Here is a 15,081-nt window from a genome sequence, read left to right on the forward strand (position 1 = left end):
GTCGCGCGAGTCAGGAGGCGCCATGTTCAACGCAGTGATCGACGCGCCGTTCGGCAAGGTCGGCATTCGCCTGGAAGGCGAGGCCGTGCGCGAGATCGTCTATTTGCCCGAGTCGATGCAGAACGTCGCGCCTGACACGCCGTTGGCGCGACAGGCGGTCGAGCAGATCGAGCGGTATTTCAGCGAGGCGTCGGCGACATTCGAACTGCCGCTCGCGCCGGTCGGCACCGCTTTCCAGCGGCGCGTGTGGCAAGCAATCTGCGAGATTCCGCCGGGTGCCGTGCTGACCTACGGCCAGCTCGCCCGGCAGCTTGGCAGCGTGCCGCGCGCGGTCGGTCAGGCGTGCGGCGCCAATTACTTTCCCATTGTCATTCCGTGTCATCGGGTGGTGAGTTCGAGCGGCATCGGCGGATTCGCGCATCACGCCGAAGACGGTTTCTTTCGCAACGTCAAGCGTTGGCTGCTGACGCATGAAGGCCTTCCCTACGCATGAGCGATACCCTGGTTGAAGACGCGAGCGCGCAATCGCCTCCGCCGTCGCCGCTATCGTCGCCTTTGTTCGCGACGAGTTCCGCGTCGATCGACGCATTCTGCGACGCGCTCTGGCTCGAACACGGTCTGTCGCGCAACACGCTCGACGCATACCGCCGCGACCTGCGTCTCTTTAGCGAATGGCTCGCGCAAACGCGCAACGCATCGCTCGACACCGTTAGCGAGGCCGATCTGAACGCATACAGCGCCGCGCGTCAGAAAGACAAATCGACGTCCGCGAATCGGCGCCTCTCGGTGTTTCGCCGCTACTACGGTTGGGCCGTGCGCGAGCATCGCGCGAAAGTCGATCCGACGTTGCGCATCCGTTCGGCTAAGCAACCGCCGCGTTTTCCGTCGACGCTCAGCGAAGCGCAAGTCGAGGCGTTGCTCGGCGCGCCCGACATCGAGACCGCCCTGGGTCTGCGCGATCGCACGATGCTCGAACTCATGTACGCGAGCGGCCTGCGTGTTACCGAACTCGTCACGCTGAAGACGGTGGAAGTCGGTCTGAACGAAGGCGTGGTTCGCGTAATGGGTAAGGGCTCGAAAGAGCGGCTGATTCCTTTCGGCGAAGAGGCGCACGGCTGGATCGAGCGCTACTTGCGCGAAGCACGCCCGGCGCTGCTCGGCGCGCGCGCGGCAGACGCGCTGTTTGTCACGAGCCGTGCCGAGGGTATGACGCGCCAGCAGTTCTGGAACATCATCAAGCGACATGCGGCGGTGGCCGGCGTGCACGCGCCGTTGTCGCCGCACACATTGCGGCATGCGTTCGCAACGCATCTGCTCAATCACGGCGCCGACTTGCGCGTGGTGCAATTGCTGCTTGGGCACACCGATATTTCGACCACGCAAATCTACACGCACGTGGCGCGCGAGCGGCTGAAGTCGCTGCATGCGCAGCATCATCCGCGTGGGTGAACGTGGTTTATGAGCTAACCGCTGTCGCTGTCGTCATGTTGCGGCTTCAGAGGAATTCGCGCAGCCGGTGCTTGAGAATCTTTCCCGTCGATGCAGCGGGTAACGCGGCAAGCACCTTCACTTCCGCGGGCCGCTTGTAGGGCGCGAGGCGCTCGACGCACCAGGCAACCAGTTCGGCCGGCGTCACGCTTGCATTAGCCGCCAGCTCGACGAACGCGATAACCTCTTCGTTGCCCTCGACGGGGCGTCCAATCACCGCCGACTGAACGACCTGCGGATGCGCGTTGAGCACGTGCTCGACCTCGGCGGGATACACGTTGAAGCCGGAGCGAATGATCAGATCCTTGCTGCGTCCGACGATATGCAGCGCGCCGTCGGCGTCTTGCCTCGCCAGGTCGCCGGTTTTCAGCCAGCCGTCCTGGGTCACGGCGGCGCGCGTTTGCTGCGGGTTGCGATAGTAGCCGAGCATCACGTTCGGGCCGCGCACCCATAGCTCGCCGGTCTCGCCGACCGCGACATCGGCGCCGTCCAGGCCGACGAAACGCACTTCGACGCCCGGAATAACTTCGCCCACCGAGCAGTCGCGGCGCGGCGCGTCGAGCATGGTCTGGGAAACCGTGGGACTGCTCTCCGTCATGCCATAGCCGTTATGCAGCGGCAGACCGTAGACGCTTTCGACGTGCGCTTTCAGCGCGGCGTCGAGCGGCGAGCCCCCCGAATAGATGAAGCGCAGATGCGGCGCGCGCCACGGATGCCCGCGCGTCTGCAAATGTTCGATCAATTTCGCGTGCATGGCCGGCACGCCCTGAAAAATCGACACGCGTTCGTCGGCGAGCGCGCGCCGCACTCCTTCCGGCGCGAAGCGCGGCGCGAGGCGCAAGGTCGCACCAGCGTACAGGCTGCCGAGACACACAGACGCAAAGCCGTAGACATGCGAGATCGGCAGCACGGCGTAGACGACATCGTCAGGACGGACCTGGCGCAGACGGCTCGATGCCGCGGCGATGAACAGCAGATTGCGATGCGACAGCATCACGCCCTTTGGCGCGCCGGTCGTGCCGGTCGTGTAAATGAGCGCCGCGCATTGTCGGTCGTTCGCAGCTTCCACCGGTTCGGCTTGCGCGGACGTGTCCACCGTGTAGGACCACGCGCCGATACCCGGCGCGACGTCTGGCGCTGTGCTCGCTCGATGACGCTGCGCGTGCTGACCGGCATCGACTGAGCTTTCGACCGCGTAGGCCGTCACGCGCGGCTGTGCGTGCGCGCGAATCGCATCAAGCTCGGACGCCGACAGGCGCGCATTCGACACGAGAGCCCAGGCGTCGAGCCGCGCGGTCGCGAAGAGCAGCACGATCTGCGCGATGCTGTTTTCCGCCACGATCATGACCCGGTCGCCGCCACGCACGCCCCAATCGTGAAGCAACGCAGCGGTGGCCTCGACGGCCTGAACCAGTTGGGCGTTGGTGAGACGGCGTCCGTCTTCGATCAACGCGACGTGTTGCGGATCGCGTCCGGCCGCTAGCGCGGGAATATCGGAGATGCGCGCGGGCAGGGCGGCCAGCAGCGCGGGAACGTCGATCGTGGAGCGTAAAGGCGAAGCGGTGCTCAAGAGCGTCTCCTGAATGCGATTGCGTGCCCGGCGTGCATCGCGCCGGAAGATTTTCGAACGATCGTGCCACAATGCATCGAGCCGCACAATTGACCATTCGGCAAATAGCCGTTGCGCAAACTCGCCATTACAATGCGCCGATGAGCAAATCCAGACACGTATCCGAAACGCCGGCCACGCAGTTCCTGCGCCGTCATGGCGTCGTTTTCGGCGAGCATCCATACGATTATGTCGAGCATGGCGGCACGGGCGAATCGGCGCGCCAGCTGGGTGTGGACGAACATCATGTGGTGAAGACGCTCGTCATGGAAGACGAGCATGCCAAGCCACTCATCGTCCTCATGCATGGCGACCGTACTGTCAGTACCAAGAACCTCGCACGGCAGATTGGCGCGAAGCGCGTCGAGCCTTGCAAGCCCGACGTGGCGAATCGTCATTCCGGCTATCTGATCGGCGGAACCTCGCCGTTCGGCACGCGCAAGCAGATGCCGGTGTACGTGGAGTCGAGCATTCTCGAGATGGACAGAATCTGGCTGAACGGCGGCCGGCGCGGCTTTCTCGTCAGCATCGAGCCGAAGGTGCTCACCGACCTGCTGGCAGCGAAGCCGGTGCAGTGCGCGAGCGTCGATTGACGTTTGCTTGAATGTTCGTAGCAGGCGCGCGTTCGGTAGAATGTGCGCCGCTCGGTCCGCCTCTGTGCCCCGCCGCATTGCGTCGCGTTCCGTTGCGATTTTCGTTCCCCGAGCGGTTGAGGTATCCAGTTGCAGACCGCCGATCCTTTTAAGAGTCACAGATGCAAAACCTGATCGTTGCTGTCGTTGCCTACCTGATCGGTTCGGTGTCGTTCGCCGTGATCGTGAGCGCCGCGATGGGGCTCGACGACCCGCGCTCCTACGGCTCGGGCAACCCCGGTGCGACGAATGTGTTGCGCAGCGGCAGCAAGAAGGCCGCGATCCTGACGTTGATCGGCGACGCCTTCAAGGGCTGGCTGCCGGTGTGGTTCGTCGTGCATTTCGGCGCCCATTACGGGCTCGACGATACGTCGGTGGCGATTGCGTGCGTCGCCGTGTTTCTGGGCCACCTGTACCCGGTGTTCTTCCGCTTCAAGGGCGGCAAGGGCGTGGCAACGGCGGCCGGTGTGCTGCTCGCGATCAACCCGATCCTCGGTGTGGCGACGTTGCTGACGTGGCTGATCGTGGCGTTCTTCACGCGCTATTCGTCGCTCGCCGCGTTGGCGGCGGCAGTATTCGCGCCGATCTTCGACGGCTTCCTGTTCGGGCCGCACATCATTGCGCTGGCCATCGTCGTGATGAGCTCGCTGCTCGTGTGGCGTCATCGCGGCAACATCGCCAAGCTGATGCGCGGCGAGGAAAGCCGCATCGGCGACAAGAAAAAGGCGGCTGCGGCCGCGAGCGCGGGGGCAGGCGAGGATCGTTGAGCGGCTGGGTTCCGGCCGCGTGCGGCTGCATGCTGCGGCCGCCATGCCTTTGGAACTGTTGCTTGCGTTTGCAATTGCGCTCGCCGCAGCAGGGCCCGTCATGGCTTACGCGCTGTAACGCTTGAGCAAACGCTCAGTCGCGGAAGTTGTTGAAGTCTAGCGGCGTGTCGGTCACATCCTTGCGCAGCATCGCAATCACGCTTTGCAAATCGTCGCGCTTTGTTCCGGTGACGCGAACCGCGTCGCCCTGGATGCTCGCCTGAACCTTGATCTTGCTGTCTTTCACGAGTCGCACGATTTTCTTCGACAGATCGCCGGACACGCCTTTCTTGATCTTGATGACCTGCTTCACCTTGTCGCCGCCGATCTTCTCGATCTTGCCGTAGTCGAGAAAGCGTACGTCCACGTTGCGCTTCGCCATTTTCGACAGCAGCACGTCTTTCACCTGGCCGAGCTTGAAGTCATCGTCGGCGTAGGCGGTGATTTCGTTTTCCTTGTGTTCGACGCGCGCGTCGGACCCTTTGAAGTCGAAGCGGGTTGAGATTTCCTTGTTGGACTGCTCGATCGCGTTCTTGACTTCGATCATGTTCGCTTCGCAGACGACGTCAAACGATGGCATTGCATTCTCCCAATAGTGCGGCGGTGCGTGACGCAGCCGGTCGGCTCGTCGTGAGGCACTCGCTATAATCACGGACCGGTGTCATTTTACCGACGCCGCCCCCATTTGCCTAAGGCCGCCGCGCGGCCGCAGCCCGAAGCCGTTTTGGCTCGTCGCCCGATAGTTCTCATCCAATGTCTCACACCGATTCCGCCGAGTTCGTTGCCGGCTATCCGCTCAAGGCCCACAACACTTTCGGCTTCGATGTCCGCTCGCAGTGGGCTTGCCGCATTGAGCGCGAAGCGCAATTGCTCGCCGCGGTGCGCGATCCGCGCGCGGCCGGCTTGCCGCGTCTCGTGCTCGGCGGCGGCAGCAATGTCGTGCTGACAGGCGACTTCGCTGGACTGGTGTTGCTCGTGGCCTTGCGCGGGCGTCGGATCGTGCGCGAAGACGCCGACGCCGTGTATGTCGAAGCGGCCGCGGGCGAACCGTGGCACGACTTCGTTGCGTGGACTCTCGCTCAAGGGCTACCCGGTCTCGAAAATCTTGCGCTGATTCCCGGGACGGTGGGCGCGGCGCCGATCCAGAACATCGGCGCGTACGGCCTCGAGATGTGCGAGCGCTTCGCGTCGCTGCGGGCCGTCGAGCTTGCGTCCGGTAAGACGGTCGAGTTCGATGCGCACGCTTGCGCGTTCGGCTACCGCGACAGCTTTTTCAAGCGCGAAGGGCGCGATCGTTTCGTGATCACGTCGGTCGTTTTCCGTTTGCCGAAGGCGTGGCAACCGCGCGCGGGTTATGCGGACCTGGCGCGTGAACTCGCCGCGAACGGCTATGCCGCCAATGGCGGGCAGCCCGACGCGCAGGCGATCTTCGACGCCGTCGTCGCTGTGCGGCGCGCCAAATTGCCCGATCCGCTTGAACTGGGTAACGCGGGGAGCTTCTTCAAGAATCCGGTGATAGACGCCGCGCAGTTCGAAGCGCTGAAAAGCCGCGAGCCGGACGTGATTTCGTACGCGCAGCCCGATGGAAGCGTGAAACTTGCGGCAGGCTGGCTGATCGACCGTTGCGGGTGGAAGGGCCGTGCGCTGGGCGCCGCCGGCGTTCACGAGCGCCAGGCGCTGGTGCTGGTCAATCGTGGCGGTGCGAGCGGGGCTGATGTGCTGGCGCTTGCACGAGCAATTCAACGCGATGTGCAGGCGAGATTTGGCGTCGAACTGGAAGCCGAGCCCGTTTGCGTGTGATTACAGGCGGCGCGTCGCCGAACCTAAGTGGCCGCCGTGAGCCGGTCTGACAAGCCGCTGACTGTCTGACGGTAAGGAAAAAATAAAGGCGCCGGGGCTTTTTGGCCCCGGCGCCTTTTTGTATGCCTGCGTTGCGGCGTCAGCCGCGCTTTCGGCGCATCACGCGTCGGTCGCGGCTCAGGTCGTCGCCGTCCGCTACCGTGCGCCGCGCCGAGTGCATGTGTCGGCGCAGAACTTCACACGGCGCGAAGTGGCCCTCGCCGAAGCTTCTGGCTTAGCCACGCTGACGGCGGGCGTTCTCCGCGATGCGCATACGCAAAGCGTTCAGCTTGATGAAGCCGCCGGCGTCGGCCTGGTTGTAGGCGCCGCCGTCGTCGTCGAACGTTGCAATGGTCTTGTCGAACAGCGTTTCCTTGGAATCGCGAGCGACCACCGACACGCTGCCCTTGTACAGCTTCACGCGCACCCAGCCGTTGACTTTCTCCTGCGTGTGGTCGATCAGCACCTGAATCGCGCGACGCTCCGGGCTCCACCAGTAGCCGTTATAAATCAGCGACGCGTAGCGGGCCATCAGATCGTCTTTCAGGTGCGCGACTTCACGGTCGAGCGTAATCGACTCGATGCCGCGGTGCGCCTTCAACATGATCGTGCCGCCCGGCGTTTCATAGCAGCCGCGCGACTTCATGCCTACATAGCGGTTTTCCACCAGGTCGAGACGGCCGATGCCGTGCTTGCCGCCAAGACGGTTCAACTCGGTGAGCATTTCCGCTGCCGAGAGGCGCTTGCCGTTCAGCGCGACCGGGTCGCCGTGCTCGTATTCGATATCGACGTATTCGGCCTGATCCGGCGCCTGTTCGGGCGACACGGTCCAACGCCACATGTCGGCTTCGGCTTCCGCTTTCGGGTCTTCCAGATGACGGCCTTCGAACGAGATGTGCAACAGGTTCGCGTCCATCGAATACGGCGCGCCGCCTTGCTTGTGCTTCATCTCGATCGGAATGCCAGCTTTTTCCGCATAGGCGAGCAGCTTTTCGCGTGACAACAGATCCCATTCACGCCACGGCGCGATCACCTTGATGCCCGGCTCGAGCGCGTAATAGCCAAGTTCGAACCGAACCTGGTCGTTGCCCTTTCCAGTTGCGCCGTGCGACACCGCCTCCGCGCCGGTAGCGCGCGCGATTTCGATCTGACGCTTGGCAATCAGCGGACGCGCGATCGACGTGCCCAGCAGGTACTCGCCTTCGTAAATCGTGTTGGCGCGGAACATCGGGAACACGAAGTCGCGCACGAATTCTTCGCGCAGGTCTTCAATGAAGATGTTTTCCTGCTTGATGCCGAGTTGCAGTGCCTTCTTGCGCGCCGGTTCCAGCTCCTCGCCCTGGCCGATGTCGGCCGTGAACGTGACGACTTCGGCGTCGTAGTTGTCCTGCAACCACTTCAGGATGACGGAGGTGTCGAGGCCGCCCGAATAGGCGAGCACGACTTTCTTGATATCGCTCATGGTGAACTCGTAGCTGGAAAAAGCGGGAAAACAAGGCGCGCCGGCGGGTCCCGGAGCGCGGAAAACAACTATTTTGACACTAAACGGCAGTGTGGCCGCATTTTGCGGCTTCTGCGACCGGGTGACGGCGCATTTGCGCGCTCACTTGCGGCCCGATTGTCGACTGGAAGTGCAGCGGCGCATTGGGTGCTGTGCGAGGCCCCGGCGCCGATGCCTTGCCGCTCAGTCGACGCCCGGCCGCGCCTCACGCAGTGGCTGCAAAGCGGTCGGCTCAGTGATTGAGCTTGCCCAGCAGCAGATATTCCATCAACGCCTTCTGCACGTGGAGACGGTTTTCGGCCTCGTCCCACACGACGCTTTGCGGGCCGTCGATCACTTCCGCGCTCACCTCTTCGCCGCGGTGGGCTGGCAGGCAGTGCATGAAGAGGGCGTCCGCATTGGCGCGCGACATCATCTCCGCGTCGACGCACCAGTCGGCAAAGGCCTTCTTGCGCGCTTCGTTTTCCGCTTCGAAGCCCATGCTGGTCCACACGTCGGTGGTGACGAGATCGGCGCCTGCACAAGCTTCGTTCGGATCGTCGAACTCCTCGAAGAACGGCGCGCTCTCCGCTGCGACCAACGCGCGGTCGAGCTTGTAGCCTGGCGGCGTGGACAGGCGCAGCCTGAAGCCGAGAATCTGCGCGGCTTCAATCCATGTGTACAGCATGTTATTGGCGTCCCCGACCCACGCAACCGCTTTTCCGCGAATCGGACCGCGATGCTCGAAGTACGTGAAAATGTCGGCCAGCACCTGGCACGGGTGATACTCGTTTGTGAGGCCGTTGATGACCGGCACGCGCGAATTTTCGGCAAAGCGCTGAATAATGTCCTGTCCGAAGGTGCGGATCATGATGATGTCGACCATGCGCGAGATCACCTGCGCTGCGTCTTCGATCGGTTCGCCGCGACCCAATTGCGTGTCGCGCGTGCTCATGAAGACGGCATGGCCGCCCAACTGGAAAATACCGGCTTCGAACGAGAGGCGTGTGCGCGTCGAATTCTTTTCGAAGATCATCGCCAGCGTGCGGTCGTGCAGCGGATGGTAAGTCTCGTAGTTCTTGAACTTGCGCTTCAGAATTCGCGCGCGCTCCAGCACGTACTCGTAGTCGTCTAGCGAGAAATCCTTGAACTGCAGATAGTGGCGAATTTTCTTGGCGGTCATGAAACAAATACGGCGGTCTCACCCGGCAGGATTGCCGGACGGCGCCGCCGTCGTTATGTGGTAACTCAATGCAGCATAAAGGATTTCGCCTCATTTGACGAGTCGGCGAAAAGGCCGGAAAAGCGCTTTGAAAGCCTCGTTGTGCGGTCGAACCGAGCTTGTGTGCAGTGCGGAAAAAGGCCTGCTGCGCTATAATCTGCGGGTTATTCCAAGGCCCAGCAGGCCGGTGCTTCGCTTCGGCGGGGGCACGGCTCGTATGGCTCGCGCGGTTCGGAAGGGCAGTTCGCGGTGCGCCGTCTCCACGTGCGTCACAGCGGCTCAGCCCGCCTCACGGTCTCCGTCGGCGCGGCGCTCTGGAGCGGCTCACACGCGACGCTCAGGGTTTCGAAATCCGTTTTATCGCTTGCTGTCGCCGTCGTCCGCTGGGCAGTCACACAGGTATTCCTACATGGCCGAAGCAGCTCCAACCGAATATTTCATTCAGGGCATCACGTCGACGGGAAAGAAATTCCGGCCGAGCGACTGGTCGGAGCGGCTCGCGGGTGTGATGTCATCTTTCGGGCCGGGTGCGCGGAGAGGTCCGCACGCCTACATGCAGTACTCGGTGTACGTCCGGCCAACCATGATTGGCGACCTCAAGTGCGTGATTCTCGATTCGCGCTTGCGGGACATCGAGCCGATGGCGTTCGACTTCGTCATGAACTTCGCGAAAGACAACGACCTTGTGGTGACCGAAGCGTGCGAACTCGAACTCGAGCATGCTCCGCCGCCGCAAGCTAAACGACACATCATTTAAGGCGCGCTGCGCTGGACTTTCAGAATGAAAAAAACCCGCTGATCGCGGGTTTTTTTGTGCCGGCGTGGCGGCGGATCGGCGAGCCACTTCTCAAGTCTTACGCAGAAAACAAAAAAGCCCGCCAAAGCGGGCTTTCATGCGCAGCGGAAACAGGAGGCAGCCCGCCGAAGCGGGCTGACCGGAATTACTGTGCTGCGGACGCCTGCAGACCCTTGATGGCTGCGGCGAGGCGGCTCTTATGGCGAGCTGCCTTGTTTTTGTGAACGATTTTCTTGTCGGCGATGATGTCGATGGTCTTCGACGATGCCTGGAAGATTTCAGCGGCCTTAGCCTTGTCGCCGGCGTCGATCGCCTTGCGCACTGCCTTGATAGCCGTGCGGAACTTCGAGCGCAGTGCCGAGTTGTGCGAGTTTGCCTTGGCGGCCTGGCGGGCGCGCTTGCGTGCTTGTGCGGAGTTAGCCATGACGGTTCCTTATCCTGTTCCTGTTTCCAGTACCTGACCTTCAAGTGGTGAGGCGCTGCTTTTAGATCCGAACTCTTGGAAGCGATTGCCCAAGAGCGCAAAAGTGTCGAAAAACGATCGAACTACGCGAAGGCGGGCCCGTGTTTGCGGCGCCATGTTCCGGCGTATTGCAGACCGGCGGCAGGCAACCTGGTGCCAGCCTCAGCCCTATCCGGAAGCCGTCCGAGAACTGAGCGAGCTTCGAAACCGGCGATTATAGCAACAAAATCATGGGCGTGGCAACGGGAATGCGCTGCCGGCGTGCCGCGTCTGGTCGACGGGAATCTCCTCACCTGAGGGGCCAACGCTGTCCGCGGACGCAAGTCATCTTCAACCGTCCGTGCGCGAGGCAACAAAAACGACGCAATTCGCCAACGCGCCGCGAACGTCTGCCGGGTAAATCGGTCCGAATCGCTTCCGGCTCGTCGTCCGCATCTGCGTCACCTTTATAATAAGCGCCCCATGAATCTATTCCGAGCCCTGCTGACGGTCAGCGGCTTCACGCTGTTGTCGCGCGTGACCGGACTGGCCCGCGAAACGCTGATCGCCCGCGCGTTCGGCGCCAGTCAATACACCGACGCGTTTTACGTCGCCTTCCGAATTCCGAATCTGCTGCGCCGCATTTCCGCGGAAGGCGCATTCTCCCAGGCCTTCGTGCCGATCCTCGCCGAGTTCAAAAACCAGCAGGGGCACGACGCCACCAAGGCGCTCGTCGACGCCACTTCGACGGTGCTCGCCTGGGCTCTCGCGGTGCTGTCGCTGATCGGCGTCCTGGGCGCGTCGGGCGTGGTGTTCGTGGTTGCCTCGGGTCTCGCCCACGAAGGCCAGGCCTACGCGCTCGCGGTCACGATGACCCGCATCATGTTCCCGTACATCATCTTCATTTCGCTCACGTCTCTCGCGTCGAGCGTTCTGAACACGTACAAGAACTTTTCGCTGCCCGCGTTCGCGCCGGTTTTGCTCAACGTCGCGTTCATCGTCGCCGCGGTGTTCTTTGCGCCGCGAATGCACACGCCGGTCTATGCGCTCGCGTGGGCCGTGATCGTGGGCGGCCTGTTGCAGTTCCTCGTGCAACTGCCGGGTCTGAAGAAGATCGACATGGTGCCGCGCATCGGCCTCAATCCGGTTCGCGCGCTCGCGCATCGCGGCGTGAAGCGCGTGCTTTCGAAGATGGTGCCGGCTATGTTCGCCGTGTCCGTCGCGCAAATCAGCCTCATCATCAACACGAACATCGCGTCGCGCATCGGGCCGGGCGCTGTGTCGTGGATCAACTACGCCGACCGGCTGATGGAGTTCCCGACCGCGTTGCTCGGGGTGGCGCTTGGCACGATCCTGCTGCCGAGTCTCTCGAAGGCGCATGTCGACGCCGACCCTCACGAATATTCGTCGCTGCTCGACTGGGGCTTGCGCGTCACGTTCCTGCTGGCCGCGCCAAGCGCAGTCGCGCTCTTCTTTTTCGCCGAGCCGTTGACGGCCACGCTGTTTCACTATGGCAAGTTCGACGGCCACTCGGTCGTCATGGTGGGGCGTGCGCTCGCCGCCTACGGCGTCGGCCTGATTGGCCTGATTCTGATCAAGATTCTCGCCCCGGGCTTTTACGCGAAGCAGGACATCAAGACGCCGGTGAAAATCGGCATCGGCGTGCTCGTCCTCACGCAGTTGAGCAACTACGTGTTCGTGCCGATCTTCGCGCATGCGGGGCTCACGCTGAGTGTCGGGCTCGGGGCTTGCGGCAACGCGCTGTTGCTGTTTCTCGGGTTGCGCAAGCGCGGTATCTATACGCCGTCGAGCGGCTGGCTCAAGTTTTTCGTGCAGTTGCTTGGTGCGTGCCTCGTGCTGGCCGGCCTGATGCATTGGCTCGCTCAGAGCTTCGACTGGATCGGCATGCATGACCGGCCGATTGACCGTATCGCGCTGCTGGGCGCCTGCCTCGTGCTGTTCGCCGCGCTATATTTCGGTATGCTTTGGCTGATGGGCTTCAAATACGCGTATTTCAAAAGGCGAGTGAAGTGATTACGATGACGCGGGTTCTCGACTATTTCAGCACGCTCGTCGCCGAAGACGAAAGCTTGCCGCTGACCGAGGCGGCGCTCTCGCTCGCGCAAGATGCTTACCCCGACCTCGACTTGCAAGGCACGCTGGCCGAGATCGACGAACTGGTGGTGCGCCTGCAGCGCCGTATGCCGGAGGACGCCGACATCCGTCAGAAGGTCGGCGTGCTCAACCGGTTTTTCTTCCGCGAGCTCGGATTCGCGAGCAATCTGAACGACTATTACGACCCGGACAACAGCCACCTGAACGCGGTGCTCAAGCGTCGCCGCGGCATTCCGATTTCTCTTGCCGTCCTGTATCTGGAGATGGCGGAGCAGGTTGGCATCCCGGCGCGCGGCGTGTCGTTTCCCGGACACTTCCTGTTACGCGTAACCACACCTGACGGCGACGTGATGCTCGATCCGACTAGCGGACATTCGCTGTCGGAGTCGGAAATGGTCGACATGCTGGAGCCGTATGTCGCGTCGGCTGGAGAATCGGTGAGCAGGGCGCTGCGCATGCTGCTGCAGCCGGCCACGCGACGCGAAATCATCGCGCGTATGTTACGCAATCTGAAGTCCACGTATCTGCAGACGGAGCGCTGGCAGCGCCTGCTTGCCGTCCAGCAGCGCCTCGCAATATTGCTCCCCGAGAGTATCGAAGAGATTCGCGACCGCGGATTCGCGTACGCCCGCCTCGACTATCTGCGCCCGGCGCTCGAAGACCTCGAACGCTATCTGGGCGAGCGTCCGGATGCCGAAGACGCGACGGTCGTCGAGTCGCAGTTGCAGGAACTGCGTCAGCGCACGCAGCATAACGATCGCGACTAGCAGCTAGCGAATAGCGAACGGCGCTCGCGAGCGCTTCAAAATAAAACGCCTGCACATGTGTCATGTGCAGGCGTTTTTCGTTGTCGCCGCCGGAATTCGCGGCGCGGGCGGTTGTTACTTCGGCTGCATGCGAATGGCGCCGTCAAGACGGATCACTTCGCCATTGAGCATCGGATTATCGAAAATCTGCTTGGCAAGCATTGCGTATTCCGCCGGCTTTCCGAGGCGCGGCGGGAACGGCACCATTGCGCCGAGCGCGTCTTGCACCTCTTGCGGCATGCCGAGCAGCATCGGGGTTTCGAAGATGCCCGGCGCGATCGTCATGACGCGGATTGCATTGCGCGACAGGTCGCGCGCGATAGGCAAGGTCATGCCGACCACGCCGCCCTTCGACGCCGCGTAAGCCGCCTGGCCGATCTGACCGTCGTATGCGGCGACCGAGGCGGTATTGATGATCACGCCGCGTTCGCCGTTCGCGTTCGGCTCGTTCTTCGACATGGCCGTAGCCGCGAGCCGGATCATGTTGAACGTGCCGATCAGGTTGATCGAGATCGTGCGCGTGAACGAGTCGAGCGGATGCGGGCCATCTTTGCCGACCGTTTTGACGGCGGGCGCAACGCCCGCGCAATTCACGAGGCCGCGCAGCGTGCCCAGCTTCGTTGCAGCGGCAACTGCTTGCGTCGCGTCGTCTTCGCGGCTCACGTCGCATTTGACGAAAATGCCGCCGAGTTCTTTGGCAAGTGCGTCGCCGGCATCCTGGTTGAGGTCGGCCAGCACGACCTTGCCGCCGTTCTCCGCGAGAAGGCGCGCGGTGGCGGCCCCGAGACCCGATGCACCGCCGGTGATCAGGAATACGTTGTCGCGAATCTCCATGTTTCCTCCTTTGCTCGATATGGTAGGTAAGTCAGATTGAATCGGCTTTCAATTATTGATAATCCCACAACGCAATGGGCGGAGATCAAATAAAAACGTCCGTGCGGAAACGCAATAAAAAACCCGCCGAAAAGGGCGGGTTTTTCTTGTCAGCGAATGCTAAGGGGCCGATTACTTCAGCGCGTCGAACACGCGGTCGCGGATTTCCTCGACCGTGCCGAGGCCCGAAATGCGACGGTATTGCGGCGCCCGCAGCGGCGTGGTGACATCGCCGTTTTTCGCCCAACCGTTGTAATAGTCGATCAACGGCTTGGTCTGCGCTTCATACACTTGCAGACGCTTCTTGACCGTTTCTTCCTTGTCGTCCTCGCGCTGGATCAGCGGCTCGCCGGTGACGTCGTCGATTCCTTCGACCTTCGGCGGGTTGAACTTGACATGATATGTACGGCCCGACGCCGCGTGCGAGCGGCGGCCGCTCATACGTACGATGATCTCGTCGAACGGCACGTCGATTTCCAGCACGTAGTCGATCGCGACGCCCGCCTGCTTCATCGCCTCAGCTTGCGGAATGGTGCGCGGAAAACCGTCGAACAGATAGCCGTTGGCGCAGTCCGGTTGTTGCAGACGCTCTTTCACCAGGTTGATGATCAGTTCGTCTGTGACCAGTTCACCAGCGTCCATGAAGCGCTTTGCTTCCAGGCCGAGCGGCGTGCCAGCTTTGACGGCCGCGCGCAGCATGTCACCGGTGGAAATTTGCGGAATGCCGAATTTTTCCTTGATGAAGTTTGCCTGAGTGCCTTTACCCGCGCCGGGCGCACCCAAAAGGATCAAACGCATGTGTATCTCCAGATCTATGTGAATTCTTTGGGGCGCTGCAGGCATCCCACGAGGGCGAGGGACCCGCGTCGGCTACCGTCTGGTCTCGCGCTGCACGTCGAATACGGCGCTTCAAGACACACACGGCGCGACCGGGCAAACCCAGGCTCTCGCGAATAACGGGAGGCGCGCACAA

Annotated in this window: 15 protein-coding genes; 8 read left to right on the forward strand and 7 right to left on the reverse strand. The window is 62.3% G+C overall.

Annotated features, from left to right (window positions below; translation table 11 throughout):
• The first annotated feature begins 22 nt into the window (after positions 1-22).
• Both BCA01S_RS22950 and xerD read left to right on the forward strand, forming a co-directional pair.
• A complete protein-coding gene (locus BCA01S_RS22950; RefSeq protein WP_027778932.1) occupies positions 23-493 on the forward strand; it encodes a methylated-DNA--[protein]-cysteine S-methyltransferase in 471 nt (156 codons plus the stop codon).
• A complete protein-coding gene (gene xerD / locus BCA01S_RS22955; protein ID WP_027778933.1) occupies positions 490-1,449 on the forward strand; it encodes a site-specific tyrosine recombinase XerD in 960 nt (319 codons plus the stop codon). Before BCA01S_RS22950 ends, xerD begins: the two co-directional genes overlap by 4 nt.
• A 46-nt stretch (positions 1,450-1,495) precedes the next feature.
• Here xerD and BCA01S_RS22960 read toward each other — a convergent pair whose 3' ends face one another.
• Positions 1,496-3,058, reverse strand: coding sequence for a class I adenylate-forming enzyme family protein (locus BCA01S_RS22960; RefSeq protein WP_027778934.1), 1,563 nt, complete (start codon positions 3,056-3,058; stop codon positions 1,496-1,498).
• 140 nt (positions 3,059-3,198) lie between these two features.
• Here BCA01S_RS22960 and ybaK point away from each other — a divergent pair, with 140 nt between their 5' ends.
• Together ybaK and plsY are read left to right on the forward strand one after the other, a co-directional pair.
• On the forward strand, positions 3,199-3,690 hold the full coding sequence (ybaK, locus tag BCA01S_RS22965; RefSeq protein ID WP_027778935.1) for a Cys-tRNA(Pro) deacylase: 492 nt from the start codon (positions 3,199-3,201) through the stop codon (positions 3,688-3,690).
• A gap of 161 nt (positions 3,691-3,851) precedes the next feature.
• Entirely contained in the window at positions 3,852-4,496 is a 645-nt protein-coding gene (gene plsY, locus BCA01S_RS22970; protein ID WP_027778936.1) for a glycerol-3-phosphate 1-O-acyltransferase PlsY, read from the forward strand.
• A 133-nt stretch (positions 4,497-4,629) separates the two neighbouring features.
• On the opposite strand, the gene BCA01S_RS22980 is transcribed toward plsY, so the two are convergent.
• Entirely contained in the window at positions 4,630-5,115 is a 486-nt protein-coding gene (locus BCA01S_RS22980; protein ID WP_020069163.1) for a YajQ family cyclic di-GMP-binding protein, read from the reverse strand.
• 173 nt (positions 5,116-5,288) lie between these two features.
• Between BCA01S_RS22980 and murB the strand changes: the two genes are divergently transcribed.
• Positions 5,289-6,335 carry a UDP-N-acetylmuramate dehydrogenase gene (gene murB / locus BCA01S_RS22985; RefSeq protein WP_027778937.1) on the forward strand — a complete coding sequence of 349 codons (1,047 nt, stop codon included), beginning with the start codon at positions 5,289-5,291 and terminating at the stop codon, positions 6,333-6,335.
• Between the two features lie 274 nt (positions 6,336-6,609).
• Here the strand turns inward: murB and BCA01S_RS22995 are convergent, their stop codons facing one another.
• Positions 6,610-7,836, reverse strand: coding sequence for an argininosuccinate synthase (locus tag BCA01S_RS22995; protein WP_027778938.1), 1,227 nt, complete (start codon positions 7,834-7,836; stop codon positions 6,610-6,612).
• A 271-nt stretch (positions 7,837-8,107) separates the two neighbouring features.
• A complete protein-coding gene (gene argF / locus BCA01S_RS23000) occupies positions 8,108-9,037 on the reverse strand; it encodes an ornithine carbamoyltransferase (RefSeq protein WP_027778939.1) in 930 nt (309 codons plus the stop codon).
• A 448-nt stretch (positions 9,038-9,485) separates the two neighbouring features.
• Here argF and BCA01S_RS23005 point away from each other — a divergent pair, with 448 nt between their 5' ends.
• A complete protein-coding gene (locus BCA01S_RS23005) occupies positions 9,486-9,833 on the forward strand; it encodes a DUF3579 domain-containing protein (RefSeq protein WP_027778940.1) in 348 nt (115 codons plus the stop codon).
• 184 nt (positions 9,834-10,017) lie between these two features.
• Here the strand turns inward: BCA01S_RS23005 and rpsT are convergent, their stop codons facing one another.
• A complete protein-coding gene (gene rpsT, locus BCA01S_RS23010; RefSeq protein WP_020069158.1) occupies positions 10,018-10,296 on the reverse strand; it encodes a 30S ribosomal protein S20 in 279 nt (92 codons plus the stop codon).
• A gap of 501 nt (positions 10,297-10,797) precedes the next feature.
• Here rpsT and murJ point away from each other — a divergent pair.
• Complete coding sequence (gene murJ, locus BCA01S_RS23015) at positions 10,798-12,348, forward strand: murein biosynthesis integral membrane protein MurJ (protein ID WP_027778941.1); 1,551 nt, start codon at positions 10,798-10,800, stop codon at positions 12,346-12,348.
• A gap of 5 nt (positions 12,349-12,353) precedes the next feature.
• Complete coding sequence (locus BCA01S_RS23020) at positions 12,354-13,196, forward strand: SirB1 family protein (protein ID WP_027778942.1); 843 nt, start codon at positions 12,354-12,356, stop codon at positions 13,194-13,196.
• Between the two features lie 114 nt (positions 13,197-13,310).
• On the opposite strand, the gene BCA01S_RS23025 is transcribed toward BCA01S_RS23020, so the two are convergent.
• On the reverse strand, positions 13,311-14,069 hold the full coding sequence (locus BCA01S_RS23025) for a 3-hydroxyacyl-CoA dehydrogenase (protein ID WP_027778943.1): 759 nt from the start codon (positions 14,067-14,069) through the stop codon (positions 13,311-13,313).
• A 171-nt stretch (positions 14,070-14,240) separates the two neighbouring features.
• Complete coding sequence (adk, locus tag BCA01S_RS23030; RefSeq protein WP_027778944.1) at positions 14,241-14,906, reverse strand: adenylate kinase; 666 nt, start codon at positions 14,904-14,906, stop codon at positions 14,241-14,243.
• Positions 14,907-15,081 lie beyond the last annotated feature (175 nt).

This window comes from Paraburkholderia caledonica NBRC 102488 (genome assembly GCF_000685095.1).
GTDB classification, from domain to species: Bacteria; Pseudomonadota; Gammaproteobacteria; order Burkholderiales; family Burkholderiaceae; genus Paraburkholderia; species Paraburkholderia caledonica.